The sequence below is a fragment of the Leclercia sp. UBA5076 genome, assembly GCF_002416465.1.
GTDB lineage: Bacteria > Pseudomonadota > Gammaproteobacteria > Enterobacterales > Enterobacteriaceae > Enterobacter.
Map to the genome: position 1 here is coordinate 108,196 of NZ_DIAO01000011.1, position 24,601 is coordinate 132,796.

The following is a 24,601-nucleotide window of genomic DNA, read 5'->3' on the forward strand; positions in this document are numbered from 1 at the left end:
AGAACAACATGATTACATCATGCCGCCCATACCACCCATGCCGCCCATACCACCAGCAGCACCTAAATCAGGGGCATCGCCTTTTGGCAGGTCAGTGACCATGCACTCGGTGGTGATCATCAGGCCAGCAACAGAGGCCGCGTACTGCAGCGCAGAACGGGTCACTTTAGTTGGGTCCAGGATACCGAAGTCGATCATGTTGCCGTACTCTTCGGTAGCAGCGTTGTAACCGTAGTTACCTTCGCCCGCTTTCACCATGTTCGCCACAACAGACGGCTCTTCACCGGCGTTGGAAACGATCTGACGCAGTGGCGCTTCCATTGCGCGCAGCGCAACTTTGATACCCACGTTCTGATCTTCGTTCTGAGCGGTCAGGCCAGCCAGTTTCGCTGCAACGCGAACCAGAGCAACACCACCACCGGCAACCACGCCTTCTTCTACCGCAGCACGGGTCGCGTGCAGGGCATCGTCAACGCGGGCTTTCTTCTCTTTCATCTCAACTTCGGTAGCGGCACCCACTTTGATAACGGCTACGCCGCCTGCCAGTTTAGCAACGCGCTCCTGCAGTTTTTCACGATCGTAGTCAGAGGTCGCTTCTTCGATCTGCTTACGGATCTGAGTAACACGGCCCTGGATGGCATCTTCTTCACCCACGCCATCGATGATGGTGGTGGTGTCTTTGTTGATAACAACGCGTTTCGCCTGACCCAGGTCTTCCAGCGTCGCTTTTTCCAGCTCCATACCGATCTCTTCAGAGATAACGGTACCGCCAGTCAGGGTAGCGATATCCTGCAGCATCGCTTTACGGCGATCGCCGAAGCCAGGTGCTTTAACCGCAGCCACTTTCACGATGCCACGCATGGTGTTAACCACCAGCGTTGCCAGCGCTTCGCCTTCAACGTCTTCAGCGATGATAACCAGCGGCTTGCCTGCTTTCGCAACGGCTTCCAGAACTGGCAGCATTTCACGGATGTTGGAGATTTTCTTATCAGCCAGCAGGATGAACGGGCTTTCCAGCTCAACAGCGCCAGTTTCTGGCTTGTTGATGAAGTATGGGGAGAGGTAACCGCGGTCAAACTGCATACCTTCAACCACGTCCAGTTCGTCTTCCAGACCGGTACCGTCTTCAACGGTGATCACGCCTTCTTTACCGACTTTATCCATCGCTTCAGCGATCAGTTTACCTACGGTTTCGTCGGAGTTAGCGGAGATGGTACCAACCTGAGCAATAGCTTTAGAGTCAGAGCACGGTACGGAGAGCGCTTTCAGCTCTTCAACAGCGGAAGCGACAGCTTTGTCGATACCACGTTTCAGATCCATCGGGTTCATACCCGCAGCAACGGCTTTCAGACCTTCAGTGATGATAGCCTGCGCCAGTACAGTTGCGGTGGTGGTGCCGTCGCCTGCAGCGTCGTTCGCTTTAGAGGCAACTTCTTTCACCATCTGGGCACCCATGTTTTCGAACTTGTCTTCCAGCTCGATCTCACGCGCTACGGAAACACCATCTTTGGTGATGGTTGGTGCGCCGAAGGATTTATCCAGAACCACGTTACGGCCTTTCGGGCCCAGGGTCACTTTAACTGCGTCTGCCAGTACGTTTACGCCGCGCAGCATTTTCACACGAGCGTCGTTACCGAATTTTACGTCTTTAGCTGCCATTTTAATCTTTCCCTTAAATTCGTATGTTCAGTGTCGTTCGCGGATTACGCTTCAACAATTGCCAGAATGTCGCTTTCGGACATGATCAGCACTTCTTCATTGTCGATCTTCTCGGATTTCACACCGTAGCCATCGTTGAAAATGACGATGTCACCAACTTTAACGTCCAGCGGCTGCACATTTCCGTTTTCCAGAATGCGACCTTTACCGACAGCGATGATTTCGCCACGCGTTGATTTTGCTGCTGCAGAACCGGTCAGAACGATACCGCCCGCAGATTTGGTTTCAACTTCTTTACGTTTGACGATCACACGATCATGTAACGGACGAATACTCATTGATAGCTCTCCTTTGAGAAAGTCATTATCAGTTATGGGTGACGCCGGGCCGTAAGCGGTTTTCCGGCTAGTGCCCTGAGAGATGGGGATGGGGTTTTACCCCTTCAAGGGGTAGTCGAAAAAAAATTTGTGAAAGTGTTACCATCGCCTCTCTTTTGATGGCGGCAGGACAATGGAATGAGTGGACTCAAACAAGAGCTGGGACTCGCGCAGGGTGTTGGCTTACTTTCAACCTCTTTATTAGGCACGGGGGTGTTTGCCGTACCGGCGCTGGCGGCCCTGGTGGCGGGTGATAACAGTCTCTGGGCGTGGCCGGTGCTCATCGTGCTGGTCTTCCCGGTGGCGATTGTTTTTGCGCTTCTCGGGCGACACTTCCCGAGCGCCGGTGGGGTGGCTCACTTTGTCGGGATGGCATTTGGCCCGCGTCTGGAGCGCGTCACCGGCTGGCTGTTCCTTTCTGTTATCCCCGTGGGCTTACCTGCCGCCCTGCATATTGCGACGGGGTTTGGCCAGGCGCTGTTTGGCTGGCATGACGCGCAGCTCTTACTGGCTGAGCTGGGTACATTGGCCATCGTCTGGTGGGTCGGCTCACGCGGCGCCAGTTCCAGCGCCAACCTGCAAACCCTGGTGGCGGTGCTGATTGTGGCGCTGATTGCCGCTATCTGGTGGGCAGGGGATCTTCAGGTGACACAGATCCCCTTCCCTGCCTTAACCGATCTCGATCATTTGCAGCTATTCGCAGCCCTTTCCGTCATGTTCTGGTGTTTCGTCGGTCTTGAAGCCTTTGCGCATCTGGCCTCAGAGTTTAAACAGCCGGAACGTGATTTCCCGCGGGCGCTGATGATAGGGCTGCTGCTGGCAGGTACGGTCTACTGGGCCTGTACGGTGCTGGTGCTTCATTTCACTGCCTATGGTGCCGATATGGCTGCGGCAGCCTCGCTTCCCGCCATCGTGGTCCAGCTATTTGGCGTGAAAGCGCTGTGGGTTGCCTGCGTGATTGGTTACCTCGCCTGCTTCGCCAGCCTGAATATCTACATTCAGAGCTTTGCCCGGCTAGTGTGGTCCCAGGCGCTGTACAAACCCAAAAGCCCTCTCGCCCGCCTGTCCAGACGCCAGCTCCCGCTTAACGCCCTGAACGCGGTGCTGGGCTGCTGTGTGATAAGCACCCTGGCAATCTACTGGCTGGATATCAACCTCGACGCGCTTATCGTCTATGCCAACGGCATCTTCATTATGATCTATCTGCTGTGCATGCTGGCGGGATGTCGCCTGCTAAAAGGACGCTATAAAGTGCTGGCGATGATTGGTGGGGTACTCTGTTTACTGCTGCTGGCGATGGTGGGATGGAAGAGTCTGTACGCCATTGTGATGCTGGCGGGATTGTGGTGGTTCTTGCCGAAGCGTGGTGCGGTTTAATTAACGCCCGGTGGCGCTTCGCTTACCGGGCCTACAGAATCTACGGTTTCGTAGGCCCGTGCAAGCGCAGCGCCGCCGGGCTACTGATATCAACGGTCGTCTTTATGGTCCAGGCGATCGCGCTGCTCATCCTTACGCTGATACTCCCCGTCAAAGGTCTCCCCACCGCCCGTTCCGGCGCTAAACCCGCCGCCCGGCATCCGGTTAAAACGCAGATGCGGCAGTAGCTTCAGGGTCAGGTGTTTCTGCACCGGCGGTAACAGCAACAGCAGCCCCAGGAAATCGGTAAAGAAACCCGGAAGCAACAGCAGCAGGCCGGCGATAATCAGCGACACGCTTTTGACCATCTCCGCTGCCGGACTCTCCCCGGCGGCCATCTTCTGCTGCATTAACAGGAAATTTTTGAAACCCTGGTTGCGCACCAGTGACATGCCAATCACCGATGTAAAAATGACCAGAACCAGGGTCAGCAGGACGCCAAACACGTGGGCGACCTGAATAAAAATAGAAATCTCTATATAAACATAAAGAAAGATTGCAGCTAACGGTATCCAGCGCACTGGCTTCTCCTGTGTGGCAGACGCCGTTATGGCCCCTGTCGGTAACAATTTGCGATTCGCGTTTGTCAGAGATGGAGGCGTTTAGTCAAAATTCAATCGGTTTGCACGGATATTTTTTCTGGAAATATTAAAGCGGTGATTCATTTCACAGATTGATAAATATCATGTCACCGGGTCCATAATAAGTGATCCAGGTTACGGCAATTCGCTATCATCAGCATATCATTCCGGGTATCTGGTCGATTCAGGGGATAATCGTCGGTCAGAAAATAGACATAACCACATATGTACTGTGCGTTTAGTACATCAATCGGCAGCTTGAAAAGAAGGTTCACATGTTAAACAACATTCGTATCGAAGAAGATTTGTTGGGTACCAGGGAAGTTCCAGCGGATGCCTACTATGGTATTCACACTCTGAGAGCGATTGAAAACTTCTACATCAGCAACAGCAAAATCAGTGATATCCCTGAGTTTGTGCGTGGCATGGTAATGGTGAAGAAAGCGGCAGCAATGGCAAACAAAGAGCTGCAAACCATTCCGAAAAGTATCGCCAATACCATCATCGCCGCCTGCGATGAAGTGCTGAACAACGGCAAGTGCATGGATCAATTCCCGGTGGACGTCTATCAGGGCGGCGCGGGTACGTCAGTGAATATGAATACCAACGAGGTACTGGCAAACATCGGCCTTGAGCTGATGGGCCACCAGAAAGGTGAGTACCAGTACCTGAACCCGAACGATCACGTCAATAAATGCCAGTCTACCAACGACGCCTATCCGACCGGTTTCCGTATCGCCGTATACGCTTCCATCGTGAAGCTGGTTGATGCCATTAACCAGCTGGGCGAAGGTTTCCAGAACAAGGCCGTCGAATTCCAGGACATCCTGAAAATGGGCCGTACCCAGCTGCAGGACGCGGTACCAATGACCCTTGGTCAGGAGTTCCACGCATTTAACGTGCTGCTCAATGAAGAGACCAAAAACCTGATGCGCTCCTCTGAGCTGCTGCTTGAGGTGAACCTGGGCGCAACGGCCATCGGTACGCGCCTGAATACCCCGGACGGCTATCAGCAGCTGGCGGTGCAGAAGCTGGCCGAAGTCTCTAACCTGGCGGTGGTGCCAGCAGAAGACCTGATTGAAGCCACATCAGACTGCGGCGCCTACGTGATGGTGCACAGTGCGCTGAAACGCCTGGCGGTGAAACTCTCCAAGATCTGTAACGACCTGCGCCTGCTCTCTTCCGGGCCGCGTGCCGGTCTGAATGAAATCAACCTGCCGGAACTGCAGGCGGGCTCCTCCATCATGCCAGCCAAAGTGAACCCGGTAGTGCCAGAAGTGGTTAACCAGGTCTGCTTCAAGGTCATCGGCAACGACATTACCGTTACCATGGCTTCCGAGGCGGGTCAGCTGCAGCTGAACGTTATGGAACCGGTGATTGGCCAGGCGATGTTTGAATCCATTCATATCCTGACCAACGCCTGCTACAACCTGCTGGAAAAATGCATCAACGGCATCACCGCCAACAAAGCGGTATGTGAAAGCTACGTCTATAACTCCATCGGTATCGTCACTTACCTCAACCCGTTCATCGGTCACCACAACGGCGACATCGTCGGTAAGATCTGTGCAGAAACCGGTAAGAGCGTGCGAGAGGTCGTACTTGAACGTGGCTTGCTGACAGAAGCCGAGCTGGATGATATCTTCTCGGCGCAAAACTTAATGCACCCGGCCTATAAAGCAAAAAGATATACGGATGAAAGTGAACAATAATAGTTCAGGTTAAACTTCATGAAGGCACGTCAGATGACGTGCCTTTTTTGTTTTTAGGCGTTACCAAAACACAACAATTTAATATCAACTTGTTAATGAGCAAGGTAGGCACTTATGTTCGGAGCAGAACTCGTCATCGTCCTGTTGGCGATATACTTAGGCGCAAGACTCGGGGGGATCGGCATCGGTTTCGCCGGTGGTCTCGGCGTACTTGTCCTCACTCTCTTTCTCCAGATTAAACCCGGCGCTATTCCGTTTGACGTAATTGAAATCATCATGGCCGTTATCGCCGCTATCGCAGCCATGCAGGTTGCAGGCGGTATGGACTACCTGGTGAGCCTGGCGGAGCGTATGCTGCGCCGTCATCCAAAATACATTACCTTCCTTGCTCCGCTGGTCACCTGGTTTATGACCATTCTGGCCGGTACTGGCCATACCGCATTCTCCACCCTGCCGGTGATAACCGAAGTGGCAAAAGAGCAGGGCATCCGTCCCTCCCGTCCGCTCTCTATTGCCGTTGTCGCCTCGCAGATTGCCATCACCGCCTCGCCCATTTCGGCGGCAGTGGTGTTCTTTGCCGGTATCCTTGAGCCGCTGGGCGTGAGCTACCTGACGCTGCTGGCGATCTGTATTCCGGTGACCCTGATTGCTGTGATGATCACCGCGGTGTTCTGTAACTTCCTCGGCGCCGAGCTGAAAGACGACCCGGTCTATCAGGAGCGTCTGGCAAAAGGCGAAGTGAAGCTGCGCGGCAGCCAGGCGTTTATCCTGAAGCCACACGCGAAACGCTCCGTGCTGCTGTTCCTGATCGGCATTGTCGCGGTGATGTTCTACGCCACCGCCATCAGCGATACCGTTGGGCTGATCAAGAACCCGGTCCTGCCGCGTAACGAAGCGATCGTGGTGTTCATGCTGACCATCGCCACGCTCATTAGTATCACCTGTAAAATCGACACCAGCGAAGTGCTCAACGCCAGCACCTTTAAATCCGGTATGAGCGCCTGCGTGTGTGTACTGGGCGTGGCCTGGCTGGGCGATACCTTCGTGAAAGCGCACATCACCGACATCCAGACCGTGGCGGGCGACCTGCTGCATAACTATCCGTGGTTGCTGGCGGTGGTGCTCTTCTTTGCCGCGACCCTGCTCTACTCTCAGGCGGCCACCACCAAGGCGCTGATGCCTGCGGCGCTGATGCTGGGCGTTTCACCGCTCACCGCCATTGCCTCTTTTGCTGCCGTCTCCGCGCTGTTTGTGCTGCCTACCTACCCGACGCTGCTGGCAGCCGTCGAGATGGATGACACCGGCTCAACCCGCATCGGTAAATATGTCTTTAACCACGCCTTCCTGATCCCGGGCGTGATCGCCATTACCCTGTGCGTGATCCTCGGCTTCATCATCGGCGGGATTGTGCTGTAAATCCTTTTTGGTTGTAAAAAGAGTTAAAGTCGGGCCGCTTAGCGGCCCGATTCATTAATGAGCAGCGTCCCGTCGTGGTATAGTGATTTTTTTGCGATAACGAGGTCGACCTGTGAACACGCCTGACACTGTTGTTGTACTCTGTACCGCCCCCGATGAAGCGACCGCTCAGGATCTGGCGGCCAAAGTCCTGGCAGAAAAGCTCGCCGCCTGTGTGACCATCCTCCCCGGCGCCACCTCCCTTTACTACTGGGAAGGCAAACTGGAACAGGAGTATGAAGTGCAGATGCTGCTCAAATCGAGCGTGGCGAAACAGCAAGCGCTCCTCGACTGCCTCAAATCGCATCACCCTTACCAGACTCCGGAGCTGCTGGTGCTGCCAGTGCTTCACGGCGATAACGACTATCTCTCATGGCTCAACGCTTCCTTACGCTAATCCTGCTGCTGTGCAGCACATCAGTCTTTGCCGGGTTGTTTGATGCACCCGGCCGCTCGAACTTCACCCCTGCCGATCGGGCTTTCGTCTTCGATTTTCAGCAAAACCAGCACGAACTGACTCTCAACTGGAATGTGAAGGAGGGATATTACCTCTATCGCAAGCAGATCAGCATCACCCCCGCTCAGGCGCAGGTCGGCAAACTCCAGTTGCCTGCTGGCGTCGCCCACGAAGACGAATTCTACGGCAAAAGCGAAATCTACCGGGGCCAGCTGTCAGTTCCCGTGACGGTGGATCAGGCCGCCAAAGGCGCCACCCTGACGGTCACTTATCAGGGCTGTGCCGACGCCGGGCTATGCTATCCACCAGAGACGAAAGTGGTGCCGCTGAGCGAAGTCAAAGCGGCTGCTGTATCCGCTCCCGTCTCTCCTGAGAAGGGGAAAACGGCCCCACACAATAGCGGCAGTGAACTGCCCTTCTCCGCCTTCTGGGCCTTGCTGATCGGCATTGGCATCGCCTTCACGCCCTGCGTGTTGCCTATGTATCCGCTTATCTCCGGCATCGTGCTCGGCGGTAAGCAGCGCCTCTCTACTGCCCGCGCGCTGTTGCTGGCGTTTAGCTACGTGCAGGGGATGGCGCTCACCTATACCGCTCTCGGCCTGATCGTCGCGGCGGCTGGGCTGCAGTTTCAGGCGGCGCTCCAGCATCCTTGGGTGCTCATCGGGCTGTCGATCGTCTTTATCCTGCTGGCGCTGTCGATGTTTGGTCTCTTCAGCCTGCAGTTGCCCTCGTCTCTACAAACCCGCTTAACGCTGATGAGCAACCGTCAGCAGGGCGGCTCCGTGGGGGGCGTGTTTGCCATGGGCGCCATCGCCGGGCTGATCTGCTCGCCCTGCACCACGGCGCCACTCAGCGCGATCCTGCTCTACATCGCCCAGAGCGGCAATATGTGGCTCGGCGGTGGCACGCTCTATCTCTATGCCCTGGGAATGGGTCTGCCGCTGATTCTGGTGACGGTATTCGGTAACCGTCTGCTGCCGAAAAGCGGCCCGTGGATGGAGACGGTCAAAACCGCGTTTGGCTTTGTCATCCTGGCGCTGCCGGTCTTCCTGCTCGAGCGCGTCATTGGCGATGTGTGGGGTCAGCGCCTGTGGGCAATGCTGGGCGTGGCCTTCTTTAGCTGGGCCTTTATCAGCAGCCTTAGTGCCCGCAAGCCCTGGGTCCGCATTGTGCAAATTCTGCTGCTGGCCGCCGCGCTGGTCAGCGTGCGTCCGCTACAGGACTGGGCATTTGGCGCGCCGGCCGCGCAAAGCCAGGCCCACCTGAATTTTATGCCGGTTAAGAACGTCGACGACTTACACCGCGCGCTGGCTCAGGCGCAAGGAAAGCCGGTGATGCTCGACCTCTACGCCGACTGGTGCGTCGCCTGCAAGGAGTTTGAAAAATACACCTTCAGCGACCCGCAGGTGCAAAACGCCCTGAACGATACCGTCCTTTTGCAGGCCAACGTCACGGCGAACGGTCCAGAGGACAAGGCCCTGCTGAAGGCGCTCAACGTGCTCGGTCTGCCCACCATCCTGTTTTTCAACGCTCAGGGTGAAGAGCAGCATGCTCAACGGGTAACGGGCTTTATGAATGCCGCCGCGTTCAGTGCGCATTTGCGCAATCGCCAACCGTAAACGACACTTTAAGCGGGAAAGTACGAAAGTAGACGGAGGAATAAACCGTGCAACGTGAAGATGTTCTGGGCGCAACCCTACAGTTGCTTGAAATACAAGGGATAGCCAGCACCTCGCTAGAGATGGTTGCTGAACGTGTCAATTATCCTCTGGATGAACTACGTCGTTTCTGGCCCGATAAAGAAGCGCTCCTGTACGATGCCCTGCGCTACCTTAGCCAGCAGGTGGACACCTGGCGCAGGCAACTGATGCTTAACACGGAGCTCTCGGCGGAGCAAAAGCTCCTGGCGCGCTATTCCGCGCTCACCGAATGCGTGCGTAATCACCGCTATCCGGGCTGTCTGTTTATTGCCGCCTGCACCTTTTACCCGGATCCCGGCCACCCGATCCACCAGTTGGCCGATCAGCAAAAACGCGCCTCACATGACTTTACGCATGAGCTGCTGACCACCCTCGAAGTGGACGACCCGGCAATGGTGGCAAAGCAGATGGATCTGATCATAGAAGGCTGTCTTAGCCGGATGCTGGTGAATCGAAGCCAGGCCGATGTCGATACTGCCCAGCGACTGGCGGAAGATATCCTGCACTTCGCGCAATGTCGCAAAGGTGGGGCGCTGACCTAAGCCAGCATCCCCGCCCAGGCGGAAATGAAGAGACAGAGCGCCATCAGGCGCTGAAAACGCACCATGGCGGCAGGGGTGCGAAACAGCCTGTTTACCGCCTGCCCCAGCCATGCCCAGCACAGCAGGCAGGCCACCGAAATCAGTAAAAAGCAGAGCGCCATCAGCGCGATCTCCCGTAATGTCCCCTCTCCCGCTGGCGCAAACAGGCTGACTACCGCCAGCGCCATCATCCAGGTTTTGGGATTGATAACCTGCAATAGCGCCGCGGCACGCGCGGTGAAGCGGGTATAATTATGCCCGGATAAATTTGCCGCAGGCGCGCAAAAAAGCTGCCAGCTCATCCAGCTTAACCACAACACCCCGGCCCAGCTCATCACCTGGCGCACCAGTGGATACTGCCTCAGTATCTCGCCCGCTCCGGCCCCCGAAATCAGCACAATGGTGCTCGCTGCCGCGCAGGCGCTCACCAGCGCAGGCAGGGTCGCCTTCACGCCGTAGTGCTGACTGTTGGTCAGAATAAGGATATTGGTGGGGCCTGGGGTTATCGAGGCGACAAAAGCAAACAACAGAAACGGCAACATATTCACAGGTGGCTCCTTTTTATAAGAGCCCTGACATTGCCGTTATTTTCTGGAAACGTCTGGAAGGTTTGTGCACAACCTACGGTAGTGGGCAGGCGTAATGCGATAGGCGCGCTGGAACCAGCTCCCTAAATGGCTTTGATCGGCAAACCCCAGCGCTGCCGCTACATCGACGGGCTGATCCCCACGCGCCAGAAACTGCCGCGCTTTCGCCAGCCGCAGCTGAATCAGCCAGGCATGGGGTGCCAGGTGAAACTCGCGCTTAAAGCAACGGGTGAGTGTGAAGCGATCGGTGCCGGTCTCCCGTGCCAGATCGGAGAGGCCAATATTGTCGCCCAGGTGGGCATAGAGATAGTCCCGCGCCCGGTGCGCCACCGCCGCGCTCTGCAACTGTGAGGGCAATTTTCTGCGCCAGTAGCAATGGGAGGTCAGTTGAGAGAGCAGATTATCCATCGTGCTTTGCTGGACGATCTTCATCTCGTCAGTGTGCAGCGTCGCAAAGGTGTCGCCAATGGCGCGGACCAGTTGCGGCTCGCGGGTCAAGGTCTGCGTGAAATGCAGCGAATAGCTTCCGGGTGTCGAGTCATACAGGCCATGCAGGGTCTGGGTCAACCAGCGCTCATCGAGATAGAACGTCAGATAGGTGAAGCCCCCCGCAACAGGGGCATCACCGTCGTGGATCTCGCCCGGCTCAAGCAGAAACGCATCACCCGGATGGCTACGATGACGTTCACGACGGCAATGGAACTGCTGGGTACCGCTGAGGGTGATACCAACCAGATAGCTGTCGTGCCAGTGAGGATCAAAGGCATGCCCTTCAAAGTGCGCCTTGATCGTTTCTATTCCCGTATCCGCATGCTGTCGCAGCTCAAGCCAGTCTTTCACCGTCGCGCCCCCTTTTTCGCTGTCAGCATTGCCTGAGATAGTTTTTCTGTCTGGAAGATTTGTGCAAAATCGACGCGCAAACCGACAGATTGCCGCAAACTTAAGCAGTTGAACAGCAATTCCCGAAATAAGGTTGACGATTGTATGTGATTACGGTTTAATGCGCCTCGTTGCCCGGATAGCTCAGTCGGTAGAGCAGGGGATTGAAAATCCCCGTGTCCTTGGTTCGATTCCGAGTCCGGGCACCACTATTTAAAGAACCCGCCCAAAAGGCGGGTTTTTGCTTTCTGAGAGCCGGACTCTTCATCGAACGATGTTCGATTATTCGCCGCAAGCGGCTCACCCCTTCGGGGCCAGCGCGGCAAGCACGCTGTTCAACGCCTCCGGCGTTAGTCCGGGTCCGGGCACCACTATTTAAAGAACCCGCCCAAAAGGCGGGTTTTTGCTTTCCTGTGTTCTGGCTAACCCAAACCGCCCCTCACTCAATCATCACCGTCGACAGCCGGTACCAGCCATCATTGCGTTTCCCCTCGTTAGCCAGCTGAATACGCGCTTTGTTGTGTTTATCCACCAATGCCACATCCAACTGATAGCGTCCTGCCGCAAGGTTACGCGGGGTAGCCAGCTGATAAGCCGAACTGTGCCTGCCCGGCAGCCACTGACGGATATCATCCCCGGCGCTGCCCTGGGCAACCGTGCTCCCCTGATTGTCCTGCAGCCGCCAGGCCAGCGTATAACGCAGATAAACGGGCGCCACACCCTCATTTGACCATTGGCTATTGAGCGACAGGGCCTCTCCTGCATGCACGCTCGCCGGATGGGTCAGCGATACCACCCGGAAGCGATAGCCTATTTTGGCCAGCGCCTTGTCGACGATATCGCGATAGACCTTCGGTATTTCGGTAGATTTAATGTTCAGGGTGCTGGCATGCTGCGCCAGCGCCCAGTCAAAGGTGGCCTGTACCTCTTCGCGCGTATACTTCTGCTCGGTCAGCCATTCCGCCATATGACCGCAAATCTCCAGACTGACCGGCGCTTTTTTCCATGCCTCGTTGAACCCCGGCCAGGCTGACTGCGTCGCCGCGATACGTTCCGGGTAATCTTTGGCCATGTGGCTCCATGTGGGGCTGAAGTTACGCCAGTCTCCCCAGCAGTCCGCCCGCCAGCCAGCCCCTTTTTTTGCCGCATAGGCCACGGAATCATAGCCGTTAATCAACATGATTTTGGGTGTGTCAGGAAAGGCGCTGAAATGCATATCAACGTATTGGTTGAGCAGCGCGGGCGGATAGCGCTCCTGTAACGGCGGCAGGTTCGGGAAATTGCTGTTGTGCCACTCTCCCCATGCGCCGACCATCCCGATATCAATGAACGCCAGTTCCGGGTTATTGTTATAGCGCGCGCCAAACGCCTGCAGCAGGCGCCGGGCATAAGCCATATAGGTGGGGTCGTCCAGATCGGGGGCAAAGGTTTTGTGATCCGGCGTCCAGGTGCCTTTGATCCCTTTATCGATAAGCCACTGGGGGATCTCTGAGCCAGACTCCGGCCCATCGAGGATCATAAACCGCAGACCGACATTCATGGCCGGCTGATGCGCGGCCGCAGCAGCAAACCCCTCATCCACCAGCGCAAAATTGTACTCTCCTTCTCGCGGTTCCACTTCGCGCCAGTAGTAGCGTCGATACTCAAGACCCGTCGCCGGATAGTCGGCAATGCTTAAGTCCTGATCGTGAAAACGGGCAACACCGTTTCCCGGGTTTGCCAGAGGACCGCTAAGGGCGGCCGGATTCACCGTTTGTAACCTGTCTGCGCTCTCCGCCCAGGCGCCATCTGAAAGGAATAGCAGTGCTCCGGCGACCAGAAGTAACAACCGATTTTTACGGCGTGGCAGTTTGTAAATGCACATTAAATACTCCTTTCCCCAGAGTGTTACATCCAACAGAGAAGATTTTATTTCACACGATATATTCCCGGACTCACCCAATATTACTATTTCCATGCGTAAACGCTGGGCTAATGTTGATATGTTACTGCGCGGGAAGAGCGAGTGTTATGATTCACCTTTCATACTTCTGGGACTAAAGACACCGCTTATTTCTGAGTTTATTCATATTTACTCATGAGTACCATGGTAAAATGTTCAATAAAAATAACAGAATAATCAAGAAGCTGTTCTTCCATGAGTCCTGGGACATTATGGTCATCAACAGCCACGGCCAGCATGTTTTCCCGGAAAACACGCTGGATATTCTCTGTAATGCGAAAGCACGGCAGCTTGATAAAAAATATATTTTCCAGGCCGATCCTTTTATTATCGATAAAGGTGAACGGCTGTATGTTTTTTATGAAGCTTTCTCCTTCCTCACCTCAAAGGGGGTACTGCGCTGCCGTGTCCTTAATAAAGACCTGGAGGAGATAGAAGACGTTAAGCTCGAGGGGTTTGACGACTTAAAATGTCATCTCTCCTTTCCCTTCCTGTTCGAACTCGACGGCAAACTGTTTATGATCCCGGAATCGGCAGAGCGGAAAGAGGTCATTTTGTTCCAGTCGGTTGATTTTCCCGCGCGCTGGGAAAAGGTGAAAGTCCTGGTTTCCGATATGGCCGTGACGGATAACGTAATCTTTGAGCTGAATGGCGTGAATTTCATGGCCTCCACCACCATGGACAATGAGCTAGTGATCCACACCTCAGACGCTATTCTCGGTGACTGGCAGCAAATTTCTCCTGACCTGGATATCTGTAATATGCATGCCAGAGGCGCCGGAAAGCCCTACTCGATCAACGATAAAACCTACCTCTTTACCCAGGAGTGCAGTGCTGGGTTTTATGGAAAATCCATATTCATCAAGGAATTGACCAATCTGACGCCGCATAAATATGAAGAAAAGTTGGTCGGTAAAATAAGCCCGTCGATTAATAACAGTGACGGTATCCACACGTTAAACTTTACCGATAACTATATTGTCTACGATACAAAACACCTGACTTTCAGCCTACTTTCCACCCTTAAAAAGCTGGCCTATAAAGTGATGGTGAATCACCGCAAGCGTCTTTTTAGCTAAGTGACAATAGCGGTATTCAGAACTAATCTAACCAGAGTGACAGGATAAACACTGTAAAAGAGCTCCCCTGCTCCGCCACGTCAGTGCGCGGGCCACTGCTGGCTTTTTGAGGGCGTTAATATGGCGATTCTGGTTACGGGCGGTGCAGGCTATATTGGTTCACATACGGTACTGGCATTACTCGAGCGGGGAGAAGAGGTCGTTGTCATTGATAACCTTTCAAATGCCTCGCAGGAGTCATTAATCCGGGTCGCAGAATTAACGGGCAAACGGCCAATAGTCTGTATTGCTGACATTCTGGATCGCGACTCTTTAAAAAGCCTTTTCACTCAACACAGCATCACCGACGTCATTCACTTCGCTGGCCTTAAATCGGTATCTGAATCTATTGCACATCCTCTCGCCTATTATGAAAATAATGTGGCCGGGACGATGGTGCTTCTACAGGAAATGCAGCAGGCGGGTGTCGCCAGCCTTATTTTCAGCTCCTCGGCCACGGTTTATGGCAATCCCGATACCGTTCCCTTAAGCGAAAAGTCCCCTACCGGCGGTACAACTAACCCATACGGCACTTCCAAGCTGATGGTGGAGCAGATTTTGCGAGATTTCGCGGCGGCGCAACCGCAATTCAGGATCACTTGCCTGCGCTATTTTAATCCGGTGGGGGCGCACCCTTCCGGGCGCCTGGGAGAAGATCCAAACGGGATCCCTAATAATCTTGTACCCTATATTTCTCAGGTTGCTATCGGCAAGCTGCCGTGTCTGACCGTCTTTGGCGATGACTATCCCACGCCTGACGGAACGGGCATCCGTGATTATATTCATGTGATGGACCTGGCCCACGGCCACCTGGCGGCGTTGGATCATAAAGACGAAGGGGACGCTTTCAAGGTCATCAACCTCGGTACCGGCGTCGGTTATTCGGTGATTGACCTGATCAAAGCATTCGAAAAAGCGGCGCAGACCAGAATCAATTACCGCATCGTTGGCAGGCGATCCGGCGATGTGGCAGAGTGCTGGTCAGATTCATCGCTGGCGCGCCAGCTTCTCGGATGGCAGGCGACGCGCAATTTAGATGAAATGATGCGCGACGCCTGGAACTGGCAGAAGAACAACCCCGACGGCTACAACGCCTGACTACCGGCAGGGTAAACAGGGGCCATATGGCTCCTGTTAATTACTGATATTTCAGGTTGAGCCACCAGTCCCAGATCCCGACGTGAAAGTGCTGGAACAGGTCTATCCCCAGGGCTGATTTGATCATATAGAGCGTCAGCAGCACGCAACACAGCAGGAACAGCGTGGCAAACAGAATGAGAAAAGTGACCACGATACGCGACAGCTTTGACTCCGGGCGCGACCGCGTGCGGAGATCCCGCCCCAGTAAAAACACCATATAGAGGCGTTTGCCGAAGAAAGGGAAACTTTTACGGATATCGATCCGGTGCCGCGACGCCAGGGTGATCGAGACGATCGCGCTCTCGATCTCCTCTTTTTGCTCAGGCGTCAGCTGAGCGGTCACGTTCTTATCAAGCACTTCGTAAAAACGATCGATAACGATCGGGTTTCTGGGCTTACTGGTCAATTTTAACCTATTGATTTGTCTAATTTGTGGTAAATGGAGACGGTTTTCCTGGCGATTTCATCCCAGTTGTAACGCTTCAGAAAATCGCCGTAATCAACGCGGGGCAAATGCGCCTGGCTTGCCATTTTTGCTGCTAAATCAGCAACGTTTCCCAGCTTAAAACTGGTTTCATCCGGCAAACCGACCTCGAGGTTCGGCAGGATATCGCTCACCACCACTGGCAGGGAATAGGACATCGCCTCAAGCAGCGCAATGGGTAAACCCTCATGGTACGATGGCATCACAAAGAGCGACGCCTGAGAGAAGACAACCTGCAACGCCTCGCCCTTTAAAAACCCCGTCATCACCACGCCAGGCGTGTCAAACGCGAGCTGTTTCAAACGCAAACTGTACTCCGAGGGATGATCCGCATCTCCCACCAGCACCAGCGGCAGCGTCAGGCCCGACTGTTGGTATGCGGCGATGGCATCATGCATCCCCTTCTCTTCCACAAAGCGCCCGACCATCACGATATAGCGCTCGGGCTGCAGCTCGTAGCGCCCGAGGATCTTATCGATCGTCTCTTTATCCAGCGGGCCCGGCACGTTAACCCCGTTGTAGATCAGATGTGCATCATAACGGTGGTATTTCTGCTGGATCAGCTGGTTGATCACCTCGGAGATCACAATCACTTCGTGGGCATACTTCACCGCCACTTTCTCGCCGAGCATCAGGATTTTTTTCGCCATCTTGCCCCACTTCTGGCGATCGTAATCCGGCCCGTGATGGGTAAAGACTACGCGTTTACCCAGCAGGCGTAACAGCGGCACCACGAGACCCGGCCCGATGGCGTGAACATGAACAATATCGGATCGATCGACGAATGTCCTCAACGCAGCAATAACAGAGTGCACAATGGCCTCAAAACTGCGTTTTTTGGGCGCCCACAGCGCCAGGGTCTCCACGTTTTTGTAGCGTGAGCGCCGGTAGGGTACGTAGGGTGACCGGGCAATAACGCAAATCTCCACCTCACACTGCTGGCGGATAGCCGGGTAGAGATTCTGACAATGGGTTTCGACGCCGCCTAAGACATCCGGGATGCCGCGGGTACCCAACACCGTGATTTTTTTTGCCATGTTATCGCCCGTCGAGCAGCTCGCGGTAGAGCGCCTGCAACGTCTCCATGTGCTTACGCAGTGAGTATTTCTGGCAAAGTCTTTCGCGGCCTTTCTGCCCCATCTCCCGGGCCTGCTGCGGGTTTTCCGCGATCTCGTCCAGCGCATCGGCCAGATCCTGAGCGTTGCCAGGTTCAAACAGCAATCCTTCAATACCGTGTCGTATCTGCTCCGGGATGCCGCCAATTCGGGCCCCCACCACCGGGCGGGCGAACGACATCGCCTCCAGTACCGCCATGGAGCAGTTCTCATAACATTCAGAAGGCAGCACCACCGCCCGGGCATGTTTAATCAGCGCATCCAGCTCCGGCCCTTGCTGCACATAGCCGAGGAACTCCGCATGGGGGAAGGTTTTTACCATGTCGTCATACAGCGGCCCGTGGCCGACCACCTTTAACGGCATTTTATTCCGCATAAGCTGATGCGCCTGGGTCAGCGTCGGCACCCCTTTTTCACGGCTCAGGCGGCCAACGTAGAGCAGATAGCCTTCGTCCGGGCCCTCTTCCGGCTGCTGACTATCGTCAATACCGTTCACGATGACATCGATACGGGAGTCCGGCAGCGAGCGCCTCAGCTCGTTACGCAGAAATTCGCTCGGGGAGACAATCACATCCAGCGCCTGATAATTTTGCGCGATGTACTGCCAGGTCGCTTCTAAGGACAGCAGCAAACTCTTCGCCGCCGAGCCCTCCTGGCAGCGATAGCGAAACGCATTAAACACGCTGCCCGTCACGCAGGCATCACACACCTTGCCGTCACGCAGCATAGAGTAGGAGGGACACATAATTTTATAGTCGTGAGCGGTTAGCACCGTCTTACAGCCGAAATCCCGGGCGACTTTAATCAGCGCAGGCGTCAACTGATGATAAATATTGTGGAAATGGACGATCTCCGGGCGCGTCTGTTGCAGCAGCGCTAGCATTTTTTTGCACGCCTCCCGGTTGTGAATAAAGCTGATGGCGGTTTTTGCTCCCGCCAGCAGGCCGCCCTCTTTGTGGTAATCCACATTAGTGACGAAGTAGTCCGCATAGTCAGAGGGAAAATTTTTCTCGTGCTGCATTGAGAAATCAATTACCTCCACCCCGGCCTCTTTCAGCATGTTACGTTCCTGAAAATAGACCGTTTCAGCTCCTCCTTTAATAAAGAAGAACTTATTCACCAGTAAGACTTTCATTACTCTACCTGCTCATGAATAACTTTATTGCCCGGTGGCACCCTGGGATCGCGAAGGGGGTGGAAAAGGCCTTTAACCAGCCCGGCAGAGAGCACCGCCAGATTAATCACGCTGTTGAGGCCGTTTTTTAATGAGCGGTTGCGAATGGTTTTCAGCAGGATGAAGGCCAGCAACGGCAGCAGCGCAATGTCGATCAGGCTGACGTCGAAAGTGAAGAACACAATCAGAACGATAAAGATGTAACTTGCGAAAATCACTTCGTTTTTCACTAGCATCAGCGCATCGCGAAACCAGGGCTTGCCCCATGCGCTGCGCAGCAGTTCTCCCGGCGCCTGATGAAACCCGCTTTTCCAGCGATAGCGCAGCATTTTAAAGGTCGGCATGGTGTAGGAGGTATGGCGGAAATAGGGCACGTTCAGGCGATGCAGTTTGTAGCCCGCGGTCAGCAGGCGAATGCCCAGCTCCGCCTCTTCATAGGCGTGCAGGCTGCGGTTGGTCAGATAACCGATGTCGGCAATCGCCGACAGGCGATACAGGCCGCCACCACCTAAATGGTCGCAGTCGCCCAGCGGATAGATCTTATTGATGCGCTGTTTGCGGGAGGTAAACTCATAGTTTGAGGCGTCGTCCATCTCCACCGTGCCGGCCACGCCAGCATAGCCAGGATTTTCCTGCAGAAACGCCACCGCCCGATCGATAAAGCCCGGCTCCAGCTCCATATCGCCATCCATCAGCAGAATGAACTCCCCTTCGCTGTGAAGGTAGCCCAGCTGATGCCCGACACCGCAACAGCGGTCTGCCGGTTCGGTTAACGACACCACCATCACCCCTTTATCGCTGGCCAGCTGCTGGGTGTTATCCGTAGAAAGACTGTCGGCAACGATAATTTTATGCGGATACTCAACGATCTGGCTGCGAATACTGTCGATGGTTTTCTCAATACACTCGGCTTCGTTAAACGTTTTAATACTTACGGTAATAAACGGTTTGTACATCAATAGAGCCCCGTATAACGGCGTACGGTCCGGCGGATAATCAAGCTGGAACCTAAAGATAAATAGAATAAGAATTGCAGCATTGGCACGATCATCAGTATCTGACTGTAGGGCAGACTAAGCAGACAGGCGATGGCAAAAACATTAAATGCCGGTGCAAAGCTCAGAAGCTGGAGATCTTGTTTATCAATTTGGTCAACGGATAACAGAGGTTCAGGCTGAACCACTTTCAGTATATAAACAAATAGCCCAATAAATATAAGCGTGCCCACCACGCCCACTTCCCAGAGCAGCATACTCATGGCGGTACTGTCGAGGATCAGGTTATAGACCTGATTCAGGAAACCTGGCGAGAGGAAGCTACCGCTGTTGGTGGCATTCAGCCCGTAGCCGAACAGCGTGCCCGGCAACCCCGACAGGTCGTTATGCTGGAGCCAGAACGTCAGGGTAGTAAAACGCCCGATCTCCCCGCCTGGCAAGATGAAATTCGGGTCGAAAATATAGCTGAGTGAACCAAAGAAAACCGTGAACGGGTTCTCCGACATATCGATGCCATAAGCGGCGGTATAGCTGTAGGCGAGAATGACAATGGCCAGCCCGATTAACAACACCATCGCCACCAGAATGGAGAGCAGCACGGCTAAATTCACCCGACTCGCCTCTTTGACCCAGGAGGGCATAAGCCACACCCAGCCCAGCAGCAACGGCGACAGCAGGATCACGAATTTCACTTCACCAATAATGCACATCACAAACCCCAGCGCGATATGCAACGCCATGTTTTTAAAGCTGGTCAGCCCATGCTTATACTCCGAGACCTTCAGCAGCATGATCAGCAGACAGAACAGCCCCATCGCCGCGGTGTTGCCGCCACCCATCGGGTCACCACCGAACGTCCCCACCACGGAGTCCCATTTTTCCTCTTCGCCGTGTAACGCCACGCGCTGCGGCACCACAAAGAGGAGCTGGTAGAGCGCAACCGGGAACTGGATATAAAAAATCCAGTACAGGCCGCGCGTCACCTGATAGATCTGCGATTCCCGGCAGAAGCCCAGCAGAAGGCAGAGCATCACCAGCGAGAGCGCAATCTCATTCTTAAACCCGATAAGGGTAATCAGCGCCCCGCCCTGGAACAGGGTCGAAATCCCCGCCAGCACGATAAACGAGAGATACAACGTCAGAACAATCGCTTCCTGCGCATCCAGCCGCACGGGTTCATGGCGGGTTTGCAGCACGAGGAAACCGGCCATCAGCATCGTCATGAAGAAGGGGAGCCACAGCACCGCCAACTCACCGGTGAAGTACTGCACCAGCCCGATGAAGATGAGGGTCAGCAGGGTGAAGGTTTGTAAGTAATGTCCGGTATTAAGATTCATGATGCCACTGACCCGTTTTTCAGAATGTCGGCGCGCTTATTCACCTTCAGGTAGATGAAGGCGTAGCGAATGAACGTCAGAATCGAAAATAAGATGATGGAGGTCGCATAGTCATTGTAAAAATAGGGCACAACGAGGAACGCGATAACCACAATCGCCAGTTGTTCAAGCTGGATCCGCAGGAAGTAGCGGTGCGAGCCGAAAATCAGTTCAATCACCGTCAGCGGACAGACCGCCAGCGCCGGGAAGAGGTAGGGCAGCATATAGCGCGAGGTCGGCACGGAGGCGATCCACTCCTCGCTGAAGCCCAGATTCATCACAATCGGGTAGAAGATGAAGACCCCCAGCGTGCAGATCACCCCCAGCACCAACAGCAGCAGACGGACCTTCGTGTACTCTTCGTAGTTGAAGACGTTGTTTCTGAAATCTATCGACCATTTCGAGAAAATGGTGTTCCGCACCGCATTGCCGACAATCACCACCGGGGCCAGACAGAAGCGGCTCACCACCGAGAAATAGCCCGCCGTTAAGGCCGAGAACCAGAAGTTGATGAGCATAATCGGCAGGTTGTTATTAGCCATCGCCAGCACTTCGGCACTGCCCACTTTGGTAATGTGGTGGATATTTTTTTTCAGGAACGCCAGGTTACTGGAGGGCCACAGGTGATGCAGGGTGACGGTGCGAATATCAAACGCCCGCAGAATGCAGGCGCTGGTCAGCGCCATCATCAGGATCGCCCACATCCAGTAAAACGCCATCACCTGGTGGGTGAGCAGCACGGAGACCACCACCACCACCGAGACGGAGATGCGTTGCACCACCAGAAAGCGAAAGTTTGCCGTACGCAGCGACAGGTTCTCGGCGACCAGCACCCAGGTATTCGAGAGCGTGAGCAGGTAAAGAAAGAGCATATTCTGGTGAAACAGCCAGCCCGTCAGCACCGCATAAGGAATGGCGATGGTCAGGCTTTGCAGGAGACAAAACACCACATTCTGGGCCAGCTCGTCATCCTGTTGTCTGGGGATCAACAGCTGCGAGGCAAAGGTGCAGACCTGCGCCCCAATCAGGGCAATACTGTAGTTGAGCGCGTAGAGCCCCACTTCGCCAAGATCGTACTTATGCGAAATGAGCCAGATCGACAGGGCACCAATCAGCTGTGAAATAACTGATGACCCTGCGATCGTGGAGGCGCTCTTGAGAAGACTCATGCCCGGCCTGTGTTATTCATCAGTTCATGCGTATGGTAGTTAAGTGAACGCAGTCCCTCTTTACTCTCCAGATTTTTATCCACGACCTGGTTCAGCACGCCGCCGATAATCACATTGTGGTGGTGGGTCGCTTTCTCAATCGCCGGTCCAGTGGTGTCGGCGGTGTTCAGACCCGCTTTGAGGACAAAGATCAGGCCGTCCGTTACCTGGTTAACCAGCTGCACTTCCTGGCTCTGATTCACGGCGGCGACATCGACAATGATGCGCTGGTAGCGGCTACGCAGCGAATCAATCAGCGGTTTTAACCGTTCAGGCGACAGCAGCAGCAGCGCCGAGACCGGCGTATTGCCGCGCGGCAGGAAATCGAGATTATCGTTGATCTTCACCAGCACGTTGTCGGTCGCGTTGTCGCCGCGCAGCACTTCTGCCACGCCTGGCGCCTTCGGTGAGCCCAGCTCGCCCGACAGCCCGTCGCTGTTAAAGAAGTCCATATCGATTAGCAGCGTTTTCTGGTCGAAGCTGAAGGAGCTCGCCAGCAGATTCGCCAGCAGCGTCCGTCCCTCTCCACCCTCCGCCGACGTCACGGTAATCACCTGCAGCGGATGGCTGCTGAGCATGATCTGGGTGCGCATACTGTGAATAACGTCCGCATTCAGCGGATCGCTCATCATCAGATCGCGGATTTTGCTGCGTCCTCCCACCCCCTTGAAGCGGCGGATCTCACCCAGCGGCATCAGATTCAGCCGTTTTTGCATCTGGCTCAGGCTGTTCACCGACTTGTCCGTGGCCGTTTTCACCATGATGTACATCACGTAGAAGAGCATCACCAGCAGCACAATCATCAGCATCAGCAGCGGCTTGTTCGGTTTAGCCGGCTGCGCTGCGGGCACGGCAGGATCGTAGATCTCCGCATCCGCATCGGAATAAGAGCCGGGTAGTGCCAGCTCCTGCGTGCGCTGATAGGCCATCTTGTACATCTCTTCGGTTTTATCCAGCGCCAGCTTGAGATCGTTGTAGCCGTCACGCTTCAGGGAGAGCTTCTGGAAGTTCGCTTTCTGCTCTTCCAGCTGCTTCTGGTAATTTTTTTCGTCCGCCAGCGCCGCCTCGTAGGTCTGGCGTATTCCTGCCTCCTGCTCCCTGAGCGTCATCGCCGTTTGCGCCTGAATGGCACTGATACGCGCCCGGGCCTGGATCACTTTGTCATGCTGGGGACCGTAGGATTTCTCCAGTTGGGAAAGCTCGCTGTTGGCCTGGATCAGGGCAATGCGTAGATCCTGGATCTGGGCGTGATTTGAGATAGATGGCAGTGAAATGACCTGCCCCCGCGAGCCACCGGAGCGGATTTCGTTATAAACAGACTCCGCCGCTACCCGGCGCTCGGTCGCGTTTGCCAGGCGGTTGGTGATAATGCCCATCTGCTCCGTTTCAAAGCCATCAACGCCACGGAAGGTTAGCAGCCCCTCTTTTGCCAGATAGCTATCCAGCGCACTCTTTTGCTGCACCATTTGCTGCTGGAGTTCCTGCAGCTTCTGCTGGTTATCTTCTCTCGCCTTCGCTGTTTTTTGCTGCTTGAGCGCAAGGGTGTAATTAATAAACGACTCCGCCACGCCATTGGCGATATCCGCCGCCAGCTGTGGCGAGGTGGATTCATAGGAGACGGTAGACAAATGGGTCGTACGCACGTTGCTGATCGTCAGATCCTTCTGCAGCGTTTTCAGGGCATGATCAACCCGCTGCTGTTCATTTGCAGGCGTTGCGCTACTGCCAGACCCCTCACCGTTAAACGCCGGGTTTTGATCGAGTTTTAGCGTGCGGATGGCTTGCTCAAGCACCACGCGCGATTGCATCAGCGCGTTTTGCGTTTCGTAGTACCCGTTACGGGTGGAGTCATAGCCTTCCACTTTCTGGAAAGGTGAAACATTGTCCGGCTGAGCTTTAATCAGTACCGTGGCAGTGGAAACATACTTCGATGACATCAAACTCATTAATGGCCAGGCAATCGCCCCGGCAATCACGCCGGAGAGAACGATTTTCCAGGAGTTCTTTTTAATTTCTCTGGCAAATCTGGCGATATCGATAGCGCTTTCTCGCTTTTTGCCATTTTCCACTATTGATAGTTTCATGGTCAGAAGAACCCTATGCCAATAATTACGAGATCGCCCGGGAGAACGGAGTGGGTAACATCAACATTTTCGAGTAACTCACCGGAGGATGATTGACGAATGCTGAGATCCGTACGGTCTGCCCGGTCGGTATAACCCCCCGCCAGCGCGATGGCTTTTTCCACGGTCATACCCGGCTCATAGGAATAGCCATTGGGGTTCTCAACTTCACCAGAGATATAGAACTTACGGAATTCGGCGATATTTACGGTCACCATGGGATTAAGCACAAAGCCATTACGCAGGCGTTGCGTAATCTCTGCATCGACCTGGCTTGCGGTTTTGCCCTTTAATTCCAGCTTGCCAATATAGGGGTAATTAATAGCCCCACTATTATCAAGTACTACTTTCATGGTCAGGTCAGGTTGACCGGCAACGTTAATGTTGACGATATCCCCTGAGCCCAGTAAATAATTTGCTGTATCGACCACACTATTGTCCTTTAACGTCGGCTGCGGTGATTTGCAGCCAGCAAAAAGGACACTGAGAAGTAAAAACGCGCACAGTTTCATTATTTTCATT

22 protein-coding genes and 1 tRNA gene are annotated in these 24,601 nt (G+C 54.5%); 9 read left to right on the plus strand and 14 right to left on the minus strand.

Annotated elements, in window-relative coordinates; all coding sequences use genetic code 11:
• Nucleotides 1-12 precede the first annotated feature (12 nt).
• A complete protein-coding gene (gene groL, locus B3X29_RS11030) occupies nt 13-1,659 on the minus strand; it encodes a chaperonin GroEL (RefSeq protein WP_156653763.1) in 1,647 nt (548 codons plus the stop codon).
• 44 nt (nt 1,660-1,703) lie between these two features.
• The gene (locus B3X29_RS11035) at nt 1,704-1,997 is read right to left on the minus strand and encodes a co-chaperone GroES (protein WP_032616151.1); all 294 of its coding nucleotides are present in this window, start codon (nt 1,995-1,997) and stop codon (nt 1,704-1,706) included.
• A gap of 177 nt (nt 1,998-2,174) precedes the next feature.
• Between B3X29_RS11035 and yjeH the strand changes: the two genes are divergently transcribed.
• Nucleotides 2,175-3,413 (plus strand): L-methionine/branched-chain amino acid transporter, encoded by a 1,239-nt coding sequence (yjeH, locus tag B3X29_RS11040; RefSeq protein WP_103177936.1) that lies wholly within the window; start codon nt 2,175-2,177, stop codon nt 3,411-3,413.
• A gap of 89 nt (nt 3,414-3,502) precedes the next feature.
• Here yjeH and B3X29_RS11045 read toward each other — a convergent pair whose 3' ends face one another.
• Nucleotides 3,503-3,973, minus strand: coding sequence for an FxsA family protein (locus B3X29_RS11045; protein WP_103177935.1), 471 nt, complete (start codon nt 3,971-3,973; stop codon nt 3,503-3,505).
• 335 nt (nt 3,974-4,308) lie between these two features.
• On the opposite strand from B3X29_RS11045, the gene aspA reads away from it, so the two are divergent.
• The 5 genes from aspA (at nt 4,309) to B3X29_RS11070 (ending at nt 9,899) form a co-directional block, all read left to right on the plus strand.
• On the plus strand, nt 4,309-5,745 hold the full coding sequence (aspA, locus tag B3X29_RS11050; RefSeq protein ID WP_103177934.1) for an aspartate ammonia-lyase: 1,437 nt from the start codon (nt 4,309-4,311) through the stop codon (nt 5,743-5,745).
• Between the two features lie 114 nt (nt 5,746-5,859).
• Nucleotides 5,860-7,161 (plus strand): anaerobic C4-dicarboxylate transporter, encoded by a 1,302-nt coding sequence (locus B3X29_RS11055; RefSeq protein ID WP_103791334.1) that lies wholly within the window; start codon nt 5,860-5,862, stop codon nt 7,159-7,161.
• A 112-nt stretch (nt 7,162-7,273) separates the two neighbouring features.
• Entirely contained in the window at nt 7,274-7,597 is a 324-nt protein-coding gene (gene cutA, locus B3X29_RS11060) for a divalent cation tolerance protein CutA (RefSeq protein WP_103177933.1), read from the plus strand.
• Nucleotides 7,573-9,276: a protein-disulfide reductase DsbD gene (locus tag B3X29_RS11065; RefSeq protein ID WP_159340241.1), complete on the plus strand. Its 1,704-nt coding sequence runs from the start codon at nt 7,573-7,575 to the stop codon at nt 9,274-9,276. The genes cutA and B3X29_RS11065 overlap by 25 nt, the downstream gene beginning before the upstream one ends.
• A 47-nt stretch (nt 9,277-9,323) precedes the next feature.
• Entirely contained in the window at nt 9,324-9,899 is a 576-nt protein-coding gene (locus B3X29_RS11070) for a transcriptional regulator (RefSeq protein ID WP_103177931.1), read from the plus strand.
• Here the strand turns inward: B3X29_RS11070 and B3X29_RS11075 are convergent.
• Both B3X29_RS11075 and B3X29_RS11080 read right to left on the minus strand, forming a co-directional pair.
• Nucleotides 9,896-10,486 (minus strand): LysE family translocator, encoded by a 591-nt coding sequence (locus B3X29_RS11075; RefSeq protein ID WP_103177930.1) that lies wholly within the window; start codon nt 10,484-10,486, stop codon nt 9,896-9,898. The two genes, B3X29_RS11070 and B3X29_RS11075, sit on opposite strands and share 4 nt — an antisense overlap.
• 36 nt (nt 10,487-10,522) lie before the next feature.
• Nucleotides 10,523-11,365: an AraC family transcriptional regulator gene (locus B3X29_RS11080; protein ID WP_159340242.1), complete on the minus strand. Its 843-nt coding sequence runs from the start codon at nt 11,363-11,365 to the stop codon at nt 10,523-10,525.
• Nucleotides 11,366-11,537: 172 nt separating this feature from the next.
• Here B3X29_RS11080 and B3X29_RS11085 point away from each other — a divergent pair.
• Nucleotides 11,538-11,613 (plus strand) — tRNA-Phe (locus tag B3X29_RS11085).
• A gap of 230 nt (nt 11,614-11,843) precedes the next feature.
• Here B3X29_RS11085 and B3X29_RS11090 read toward each other — a convergent pair.
• A complete protein-coding gene (locus B3X29_RS11090; protein ID WP_156653757.1) occupies nt 11,844-13,268 on the minus strand; it encodes a DUF4832 domain-containing protein in 1,425 nt (474 codons plus the stop codon).
• Between the two features lie 230 nt (nt 13,269-13,498).
• Between B3X29_RS11090 and B3X29_RS11095 the strand changes: the two genes are divergently transcribed.
• Nucleotides 13,499-14,425, plus strand: a complete 927-nt coding sequence (locus B3X29_RS11095) for a glucosamine inositolphosphorylceramide transferase family protein (protein WP_103177927.1) — start codon at nt 13,499-13,501, stop codon at nt 14,423-14,425.
• 120 nt (nt 14,426-14,545) lie between these two features.
• Nucleotides 14,546-15,562, plus strand: coding sequence for a UDP-glucose 4-epimerase GalE (gene galE / locus B3X29_RS11100; protein ID WP_103177926.1), 1,017 nt, complete (start codon nt 14,546-14,548; stop codon nt 15,560-15,562).
• Nucleotides 15,563-15,602: 40 nt separating this feature from the next.
• Here the strand turns inward: galE and B3X29_RS11105 are convergent, their stop codons facing one another.
• The 8 genes from B3X29_RS11105 to B3X29_RS11140 are packed head-to-tail and all read right to left on the minus strand — an operon-like array spanning nt 15,603 to nt 24,600.
• Nucleotides 15,603-16,010 carry a hypothetical protein gene (locus tag B3X29_RS11105; RefSeq protein WP_103177925.1) on the minus strand — a complete coding sequence of 136 codons (408 nt, stop codon included), beginning with the start codon at nt 16,008-16,010 and terminating at the stop codon, nt 15,603-15,605.
• A gap of 2 nt (nt 16,011-16,012) precedes the next feature.
• Nucleotides 16,013-17,125: a glycosyltransferase family 4 protein gene (locus tag B3X29_RS11110; RefSeq protein ID WP_159340243.1), complete on the minus strand. Its 1,113-nt coding sequence runs from the start codon at nt 17,123-17,125 to the stop codon at nt 16,013-16,015.
• A 1-nt stretch (nt 17,126) separates the two neighbouring features.
• Complete coding sequence (locus B3X29_RS11115; protein WP_156653756.1) at nt 17,127-18,338, minus strand: glycosyltransferase family 4 protein; 1,212 nt, start codon at nt 18,336-18,338, stop codon at nt 17,127-17,129.
• On the minus strand, nt 18,338-19,336 hold the full coding sequence (locus B3X29_RS11120) for a glycosyltransferase (RefSeq protein WP_103177922.1): 999 nt from the start codon (nt 19,334-19,336) through the stop codon (nt 18,338-18,340). The genes B3X29_RS11115 and B3X29_RS11120 overlap by 1 nt, the downstream gene beginning before the upstream one ends.
• Complete coding sequence (locus B3X29_RS11125) at nt 19,333-20,709, minus strand: capsular biosynthesis protein (protein ID WP_159340244.1); 1,377 nt, start codon at nt 20,707-20,709, stop codon at nt 19,333-19,335. Before B3X29_RS11125 ends, B3X29_RS11120 begins: the two co-directional genes overlap by 4 nt.
• The gene (locus tag B3X29_RS11130) at nt 20,706-21,917 is read right to left on the minus strand and encodes a lipopolysaccharide biosynthesis protein (protein WP_103177920.1); all 1,212 of its coding nucleotides are present in this window, start codon (nt 21,915-21,917) and stop codon (nt 20,706-20,708) included. The genes B3X29_RS11125 and B3X29_RS11130 overlap by 4 nt, the downstream gene beginning before the upstream one ends.
• Entirely contained in the window at nt 21,914-24,040 is a 2,127-nt protein-coding gene (locus B3X29_RS11135; RefSeq protein ID WP_159340245.1) for a GumC family protein, read from the minus strand. Before B3X29_RS11135 ends, B3X29_RS11130 begins: the two co-directional genes overlap by 4 nt.
• A gap of 2 nt (nt 24,041-24,042) precedes the next feature.
• Entirely contained in the window at nt 24,043-24,600 is a 558-nt protein-coding gene (locus B3X29_RS11140) for a polysaccharide biosynthesis/export family protein (RefSeq protein ID WP_103825453.1), read from the minus strand.
• Between the last annotated feature and the right edge of the window lies 1 nt (nt 24,601).

Bases quoted from the DNA above. Each gene is read 5' to 3' on its own strand.
- B3X29_RS11065 (WP_159340241.1), top strand. From the start codon at position 7,573: ATGGCTCAACGCTTCCTTACGCTAATCCTGCTGCTGTGCAGCACATCA.
- B3X29_RS11125 (WP_159340244.1), bottom strand. From the start codon at position 20,709: ATGAATCTTAATACCGGACATTACTTACAAACCTTCACCCTGCTGACC.
- B3X29_RS11110 (WP_159340243.1), bottom strand. From the start codon at position 17,125: ATGGCAAAAAAAATCACGGTGTTGGGTACCCGCGGCATCCCGGATGTC.
- B3X29_RS11095 (WP_103177927.1), top strand. From the start codon at position 13,499: ATGTTCAATAAAAATAACAGAATAATCAAGAAGCTGTTCTTCCATGAG.
- B3X29_RS11035 (WP_032616151.1), bottom strand. From the start codon at position 1,997: ATGAGTATTCGTCCGTTACATGATCGTGTGATCGTCAAACGTAAAGAA.
- B3X29_RS11135 (WP_159340245.1), bottom strand. From the start codon at position 24,040: ATGAAACTATCAATAGTGGAAAATGGCAAAAAGCGAGAAAGCGCTATC.
- B3X29_RS11115 (WP_156653756.1), bottom strand. From the start codon at position 18,338: ATGAAAGTCTTACTGGTGAATAAGTTCTTCTTTATTAAAGGAGGAGCT.
- B3X29_RS11130 (WP_103177920.1), bottom strand. From the start codon at position 21,917: ATGAGTCTTCTCAAGAGCGCCTCCACGATCGCAGGGTCATCAGTTATT.
- groL (WP_156653763.1), bottom strand. From the start codon at position 1,659: ATGGCAGCTAAAGACGTAAAATTCGGTAACGACGCTCGTGTGAAAATG.
- B3X29_RS11055 (WP_103791334.1), top strand. From the start codon at position 5,860: ATGTTCGGAGCAGAACTCGTCATCGTCCTGTTGGCGATATACTTAGGC.
- aspA (WP_103177934.1), top strand. From the start codon at position 4,309: ATGTTAAACAACATTCGTATCGAAGAAGATTTGTTGGGTACCAGGGAA.
- yjeH (WP_103177936.1), top strand. From the start codon at position 2,175: ATGAGTGGACTCAAACAAGAGCTGGGACTCGCGCAGGGTGTTGGCTTA.
- B3X29_RS11140 (WP_103825453.1), bottom strand. From the start codon at position 24,600: ATGAAAATAATGAAACTGTGCGCGTTTTTACTTCTCAGTGTCCTTTTT.
- B3X29_RS11090 (WP_156653757.1), bottom strand. From the start codon at position 13,268: ATGTGCATTTACAAACTGCCACGCCGTAAAAATCGGTTGTTACTTCTG.
- galE (WP_103177926.1), top strand. From the start codon at position 14,546: ATGGCGATTCTGGTTACGGGCGGTGCAGGCTATATTGGTTCACATACG.